We start from the raw sequence: 7,500 nt of genomic DNA on the forward strand, positions 1-7,500 counted from the left end.
CATTATGGGTTTTCTTGTTTCATAGCTTTCTATCAACCCATCAATAAATAATTTATATTTTATAGGTGCTGGATTAGGCTCTTTAAATAATGTATCACAAATACTATATAGCTTATTCCAAATAATTGCGGCTTGTTTATGATTATTTTCATAAATATATTTATACATTTTTATAAATTCATCCGTCATTACATGTGCTGATGACAAAATTCCTCCATCATAACCTGATACTAAAAATTGAAATAGTACTTTATCCTCTCCAGTTAATATAGAAAAGCCTTGAGGTTTATTCCTCAATAATTCTAATGAATTTAATATATTTCCACAACAATCTTTTAACCCTACTATATTTGGTATTTTACTTAACTCTATTATTGTTTTATTTTCTATATTTACACCTGTTCTATAAGGAATATTATATATAATTATATCCTTTTCAGTATTTTCTGCAATATCTTTATAATATTCTTTTATTCCTAACTGATTTGGTCTTATATAATACGGGCATGTTATTAAGAATCCATTAAACTTGTACTTGCTCATATTCTTAACTTGCTCTATAACTTTACTGTTAGTATTCCCACCTAACCCAAAAAAGATATCTATTCTATCATCCACATATTCTATCGTTTTCTCTATAATCTCATATATTTCATCTTTTCTTAGTGAATGTATTTCTCCTGTAGTTCCCATTGGAATTATAGCTTTTACCCCTAAATTTATATAATGATTTATAAGCTTTCTATAATCTTTAAAATTTATTTGGTCATTTTTAAATGGTGTTATTATAGGAATTACTATGCCTCTAATCATAATTTCCTCCAAATTGTAATATTATATAATTATTTTATTATTTTTTTTTACAATTTAATTCTCATTAAATGCTTGATATATTGTAAATAGTGCTATATTATGTTTTTATTATACAAAAAGGAGTTTGCTATGGATATAAACGGAGAAAAAAGAGGTTTTCTGAATGAGAATTTTAAAATGTTTTATCTAAAAGATAAAAAAGAGTATTCTTTTGAATATCATTTTCATGACTTTCTTAAAGTTGTCATTATGTTATCTGGTGATGTAACCTATCTAATTGAAGGTAAGGCTTATAAAATGAAACCTTGGGATATTCTATTTATATCAAATAATGAAATACATAAACCCATCATAAACTCAAACAACCCTTATGAACGATTTATTTTCTGGATAAACCCTGATTATCTATCTAAGATAAGCTCAACTAAATGGGATCTTAGTAACTGTTTTACATCTCATGAAAATACTAAACTGAATCTTTTAAGGTTAGGTAATAAAATATCTATAATCCAAGATATTTTATATGAAATGCATAAAGAGAAAAGTAGTGATTTATTTGGAAATGAGCAGTTATTAGATGCTCTTTTTATTAAACTCTTAGTGAATCTTAATAGACTTACCCTAGAATGTTCTCCTCAAGAAACAGATACATTAATGACTCATGATGAGAATGTATCAAATATACTTAAATACATTAACGAGAATATTACATTAGATTTAACTATAGATATGATTGCAAAAGAATTTTATATGAATAGATATTATTTAATGCATAAGTTTAAAGAATTTACTGGGTTCACCATTAATAATTATGTAACGCAAAAAAGATTAATTTTAGCAAGCAGCTTATTACGAGAAGGGCATAACCCATCTAAGATTTTTTCATCTTGCGGATTCAAAGATTATTCAAATTTCTATAGAAGTTTTAAAAAATTCTTTGGTATATCTCCAAGTGAATATAAAAAACTAAATACTTAATCAGTACAAAAGTTAGCTAATTTTACTTAATAAATAAAAAAAATAAAACCTTTTACAATTGTAAAAGGTTTTATTTTGGAGGCGCCACCCGGATTTGAACCGGGGATAAAGGCTTTGCAGGCCTCTGCCTTACCACTTGGCCATGGCGCCATATAAACTTTAAAATAAAAAATGGTGGCTAGACCAGGAATCGAACCAGGGACACGAGGATTTTCAGTCCTCTGCTCTACCGACTGAGCTATCCAGCCACATAAATGGCTCCGCGAAGAGGATTCGAACCTCCAACCTATCGGTTAACAGCCGAGTGCTCCACCGTTGAGCTATCGCGGAATATATTGTTGTCAGAAACATTGTCCCGACAAATGATATTTTACCGATATATTAGACTTTTGTCAATAGTTTTTTGAATATTTTTTTGTTTTTAATATTCTTTTTAATTTCTTACACAATAATCCATATATTACTAATAAAGTTCATCACCATAATCACTTCTAATCTCACATTGACCAAAATATTTCATAATTCTTTTTAGTTTTAAATCCCTTTGTTTATTATATAAAATAGTATACTCCTCTTCATATTCTCCGTCTCTTTTTAATAAGGTTATTATCCCTTTATAAAGTACTCCTAAATCAGAATTATCCTTTTCTAGCATTTTCACTGCATCTATATCTTTATTATTATTGCTAAAGAAGTCTTTATACTTATTTGTATCTATTGTTAAATAATATTTTAACTCTTCTAAAGCATTTATACTAAATCTATACTTTTCCAGTGGGATCAGTTTTTCTAACTCTTCTTTATCATTTAATATTATACTCATCATGATAATATCACAGAAATCCTCATACACACTCTCTTCTTTTTCATGAAATTCCTTGATAGACTCATATGCTTCAGTAATATTACCTTTTCTTATATAATATCTAGAAATATACTTATTCCTATAATACTTATCATATTCTTTAACTAACTTTTGATTAACTTTAAAAGCTTCTTCTTCCATATCTAAATCCGAATATATTCTCTCTAACTTATTTAAAATAAATTCATTTTCATATACATTTAATAATCTTAGTGTATATTCTAAAGCCTTATCTAAATCTTGTCCAAGATGAATTATTTCACCATCTCTTTTTTCTTCATCTTCATATGTTATAAAGTACCCTTTACTATATATTGAAGATAGAATATTTAACACATGTAGATCATTTGGATTATCTTGAAGGATATTTTCAAAGTGTTCTATTGCTTTTTCATAATCTTTATTAATAAGATATTTATCTGCTTCTGATAATTTTTTACCTTGAACTTTTATTTTAATATTTTCTTTTTTAGAATATATTCCCCCTGTTCCCCCTCCATGGTATTGATATTGTTCTTGATCTTTATATTTAAAATTCACTTCAAAAGTGTAATCCCCACCTATATAAAATCCTTCAAATAATTGATATGGATCCACTTTACTCATACTAGACCAATGCCAAATCCTACCCGTCATGTTCTCAAGAGTTTTCTTCATATTTACAATTGCGTAGTTTTTATTTTTTTCATCTAGTTCAACATGCCAAGATGTATTTGGTATACCTACAAGTTCATTATTTTCATTTTTCACAAATAACCTAGCTTCTATATATTCTACATCTTCAACTTCCTGTATATTTTCCCATTCCACCTTTATTCTATTATCATCAATATACTCTATTTTAGAAACTCTTGGTGCTTCAAAAATTTTAATATTTTCTTCAATTACCTCATTATCTTTAATATGAATTCTATCATCAAGACTTTTTTTAATAACCTTTCCAGTAATTATTTGCCATGGAAATGTAAGTGATACACCATAATCCCCTTCCCCTACATTCTCAATTGTATATTCTCCATTTTCATCAGTAATTCCATATCCTTGATCACCAAACCATATATTCGCAAACATTCCACCAGTACTTAATCCTTCGTGTTTAGACAAGCGTACAATTACCCCTCTAAGAGGCTTATTATCGCACATAATTTTACCTTTAACAATGGAGTTTCCTTTTGTAATTGTATCATCTTTAAACTTCCAACTTTTATGATCTCTTATGAATCTTCCATCATCAATGAATTCATCAAATACACTTAGAACATATTCTTCATCAGTTTTCTCAATTTCATATTCAGCTATTTTCTTCTTAATACCTGTTATCTTATCATTTTCAAATAATAAAGACTCTGGAGTATACTCTAAAATCTCTGAAGTATCTTCTTTCCTCATAAAATATATAAAAGCCAACATAACTTGTTTATATTCATTGAATTTATTATTTCTTAAAGATGAGAAAATTAATTCTTCTCCTTTTTCATACTCTGATAAAACTATATTCATTGCAGAAATATTTAACTCTCTGTAGACTTCTAGTTCATCATTTTTAATATAATCTATACTCTCAATAATATTTAAGGCCTCTTTTGTTTCTCCTGCAAACCAATTCATCATTGAAACATATATTTCATATAGCGCAACTCTATCATCTTTTTTAGATTGACTAATTAATTGATTATATTCTTTATTTATTCTGACTAAACTTTCAGCGGAAATAACATATCCTCCTCCACCATACCCCTGGTGTACTGTGAGAGCTTTCATATACCCTAGATTTTTTTCTTCTAGTAAACTTTCAAATCTTTTTATTGCAGCTTCTACAGATAACTTATGATTTTTATTAGTATCTATCACTTTTTTATAATAAGTATCCGCTACATCCTTCTTTCCTAAATATTTATAAACATTCCCAATAAAATATAATATATTTCCTTTAAATACAGTAGGAACAACTGTTATTCCAATAATTAAAGTAACTATGATAATTAATGTTGATATCTTAATTCTTATCTTTTTCATTTATTATCACCACCTAAACATTCAACCTTTATTTTACTATTCCTTATTTCCTGAGCATTAACTTTAATTGAATTTATATTAAAGATTAATGAAGAGGTTAATATAATCACTAAAAAGAATGCCACTACTGAAGTAGATATCTCAATTTCTTTATTTAATAACTCTTTAAATTTATAATAAGGTTTATCTCCTTTTTTAAAGGTTTCTTGAATATCAACATTATTGGTATTGATGCTTTCAAGCTTCAGATCAATTTTTTCTCTAACTTCTTTTTGTAGTACTATTTCCTGTTCTATCAATGTATCTAATTTATTTTCAGAGTTTAATTTAATTACTCTATCTCTCATACATACCCTCTCCTTTCATAAATTCCTTAAGTTTTTCCCTAGCTCTTTTAAGTCGAACTTTTACATTATTTTCAGTTATGTTTAAAATAATTGATATTTCTTTAATTGATAAATTGTTATAGTAGAATAATACAATTACTTCTTTATACTTCTGATTCAGTTTCCAAATATTCTGACTTAAAAACATTTTTTCTATTAATTTATTTTCTTCATTATCAACAATAATCATAGTTTCATTCACATCTATGTTAGCTCTTTTCCTAAACCAATTCTTTCTCATCTTCTCTCTACACTTGTTTATCATTATTCTATATAAATAAGTATTTATATCACTATCTCCTCTAAAACTATGGTAATTAACATACACGCTTAAAAATACTTCTTGAATTACATCTTCAGCTAATTCTCTATCCTTTAAAATCAAATATGCAGCTCTAATGAGAGTATTTCCACATTCATTATACAGCTTACTTACTTCTAACTTTTTGATTTCAGTTTTGCATGACAATTTACTATGTGATTGAACAACTGTCCCCTCTTTCAAAATCCCACCTCACTTTATATAACCTGATTTTCCATCTTAAATTTATCCATTTTTGATTATACATAAATTAGATGCATTTAATTGGAAGAAGGTTACAAAGATATTTTATAATTTGTGGGGACAGTTCTCAAGTTTTTATATTTTGAAACACAAAAAAACTCACTACATTTATGTAGTGAGTTTTTTGGAGGCGCCACCCGGATTTGAACCGGGGATAAAGGCTTTGCAGGCCTCTGCCTTACCACTTGGCCATGGCGCCAAATTTAATTATAAAAAAAAAACTGGTGGCTAGACCAGGAATCGAACCAGGGACACGAGGATTTTCAGTCCTCTGCTCTACCGACTGAGCTATCCAGCCATAAAAAAAATGGCTCCGCGAAGAGGACTTGAACCTCCAACCTATCGGTTAACAGCCGAGTGCTCCACCATTGAGCTATCGCGGAACATTACCTGGCAACGTCTTACTCTCCCACACCGTCTCCAGTGCAGTACCATCAGCGCTGTGAAGCTTAACAATCCTGTTCGGAATGGGAAGGTGTGTAACCTTCACGCCATTATTACCAGATTATATCCATTTTTTTAATTCAGTTTTTGAAGGATGTTCCTTCAAAATTGCACAAAGTAAGTTTTAAGATTAAGTCTTCGATCTATTAGTACTGGTCAGCTACATGTGTTACCACACTTACACCTCCAGCCTATCAACCTTGTGTTCTTCAAGGGATCTTATTGCACTAGGCAGGGAAATCTAATCTTGAGGTGGGCTTCACGCTTAGATGCCTTCAGCGTTTATCCCTTCCCGACATAGCTACCCAGCGGTGCCGCTGACGCGACAACTGGTACACCAGAGGTCAGTCCATCCCGGTCCTCTCGTACTAAGGACAGCTCCTCTCAAATTTCCTACGCCCGCGGCGGATAGGGACCGAACTGTCTCACGACGTTCTGAACCCAGCTCGCGTGCCGCTTTAATGGGCGAACAGCCCAACCCTTGGGACCAGCTACAGCCCCAGGATGCGACGAGCCGACATCGAGGTGCCAAACCTCCCCGTCGATGTGGACTCTTGGGGGAGATAAGCCTGTTATCCCCGAGGTAGCTTTTATCCGTTGAGCGATGGCCCTCCCACGAGGTACCACCGGATCACTAAGTCCGACTTTCGTCCCTGCTCCACTTGTAGGTGTCGCAGTCAGGCTCCCTTCTGCCTTTGCACTCTTCGCGCGATTTCCGACCGCGCTGAGGGAACCTTTGAGCGCCTCCGTTACTTTTTAGGAGGCGACCGCCCCAGTCAAACTGCCCACCTAGCAATGTCCGATGACCAGATTCATGGCCACTCGTTAGAATTCCAGTACTGCCAGGGTGGTATCCCAAGGACGACTCCACTGAAGCTAACGCCCCAGTTTCCTAGTCTCCCACCTATCCTGTACAGACAATACCGAAATTCAATGCTAAGCTACAGTAAAGCTCTACGGGGTCTTTCCGTCCAACCGCGGGTAACCAGCATCTTCACTGGTACTACAATTTCACCGGATTTACTGTTGAGACAGTGCCCAAATCATTACGCCATTCGTGCGGGTCGGAACTTACCCGACAAGGAATTTCGCTACCTTAGGACCGTTATAGTTACGGCCGCCGTTTACTGGGGCTTAAGTTCACACCTTCGCTTACGCTAAGTGATCCCCTTAACCTTCCAGCACCGGGCAGGCGTCAGCCCCTATACATCATCTTACGATTTAGCAGAGACCTGTGTTTTTGGTAAACAGTTGTTTGGGCCTATTCACTGCGGCCTACTCTCGTAGGCACCCCTTCTCCCGAAGTTACGGGGTCAATTTGCCGAGTTCCTTAACAGTAATTCTTCCGCCGGCCTTAGGATTCTCTCCTCACCTACCTGTGTCGGTTTGCGGTACGGGCACCAAACTCCTCCTTAGAGGCTTTTCTTGGCAGC

At 32.7% G+C, this 7,500-nt stretch carries 5 protein-coding genes, 6 tRNA genes and 2 rRNA genes (2 of these 13 only partly in view); 1 reads left to right on the forward strand and 12 read right to left on the reverse strand.

Features of this window, described 5'->3' with window-relative positions; all coding sequences use genetic code 11:
- Window positions 1-813, reverse strand: partial view of a 4-hydroxy-tetrahydrodipicolinate synthase gene (gene dapA / locus OW730_RS01285; RefSeq protein WP_271227359.1) — the 5' portion only. It extends 54 nt beyond the left edge of the window; the window shows 813 of its 867 coding nt (coding positions 1-813); the start codon lies at window positions 811-813; its stop codon lies beyond the left edge, outside the window.
- A gap of 129 nt (window positions 814-942) precedes the next feature.
- Here dapA and OW730_RS01290 point away from each other — a divergent pair, with 129 nt between their 5' ends.
- Complete coding sequence (locus tag OW730_RS01290; RefSeq protein ID WP_271227360.1) at window positions 943-1,791, forward strand: AraC family transcriptional regulator; 849 nt, start codon at window positions 943-945, stop codon at window positions 1,789-1,791.
- A 76-nt stretch (window positions 1,792-1,867) separates the two neighbouring features.
- Here OW730_RS01290 and OW730_RS01295 read toward each other — a convergent pair.
- From OW730_RS01295 to OW730_RS01345, 11 genes are all read right to left on the reverse strand, one after another.
- Window positions 1,868-1,941 (reverse strand) — tRNA-Cys (locus OW730_RS01295).
- Between the two features lie 22 nt (window positions 1,942-1,963).
- Window positions 1,964-2,039 (reverse strand) — tRNA-Phe (locus OW730_RS01300).
- Window positions 2,040-2,046: 7 nt separating this feature from the next.
- Window positions 2,047-2,121: transfer RNA gene (locus OW730_RS01305), tRNA-Asn, on the reverse strand.
- 133 nt (window positions 2,122-2,254) lie between these two features.
- Complete coding sequence (locus OW730_RS01310; protein WP_271227361.1) at window positions 2,255-4,672, reverse strand: tetratricopeptide repeat protein; 2,418 nt, start codon at window positions 4,670-4,672, stop codon at window positions 2,255-2,257.
- Window positions 4,669-5,019 (reverse strand): hypothetical protein, encoded by a 351-nt coding sequence (locus tag OW730_RS01315; protein WP_271227362.1) that lies wholly within the window; start codon window positions 5,017-5,019, stop codon window positions 4,669-4,671. The genes OW730_RS01310 and OW730_RS01315 overlap by 4 nt, the downstream gene beginning before the upstream one ends.
- Window positions 5,009-5,563 carry an RNA polymerase sigma factor gene (locus tag OW730_RS01320; RefSeq protein WP_271227363.1) on the reverse strand — a complete coding sequence of 185 codons (555 nt, stop codon included), beginning with the start codon at window positions 5,561-5,563 and terminating at the stop codon, window positions 5,009-5,011. Before OW730_RS01320 ends, OW730_RS01315 begins: the two co-directional genes overlap by 11 nt.
- Before the next feature lie 185 nt (window positions 5,564-5,748).
- Window positions 5,749-5,822 (reverse strand) — tRNA-Cys (locus OW730_RS01325).
- 23 nt (window positions 5,823-5,845) lie between these two features.
- A tRNA-Phe gene (locus OW730_RS01330) sits at window positions 5,846-5,921 on the reverse strand.
- Between the two features lie 10 nt (window positions 5,922-5,931).
- Window positions 5,932-6,006: transfer RNA gene (locus OW730_RS01335), tRNA-Asn, on the reverse strand.
- 5 nt (window positions 6,007-6,011) lie between these two features.
- Window positions 6,012-6,128, reverse strand: a 5S ribosomal RNA gene (gene rrf, locus OW730_RS01340).
- A gap of 65 nt (window positions 6,129-6,193) precedes the next feature.
- Window positions 6,194-7,500: ribosomal RNA gene (locus OW730_RS01345) — 23S ribosomal RNA — on the reverse strand (it continues 1,593 nt past the right edge of the window).

The organism is Oceanirhabdus sp. W0125-5, assembly GCF_027938815.1.
Taxonomy (GTDB): domain Bacteria; phylum Bacillota; class Clostridia; order Clostridiales; family Clostridiaceae; genus Oceanirhabdus.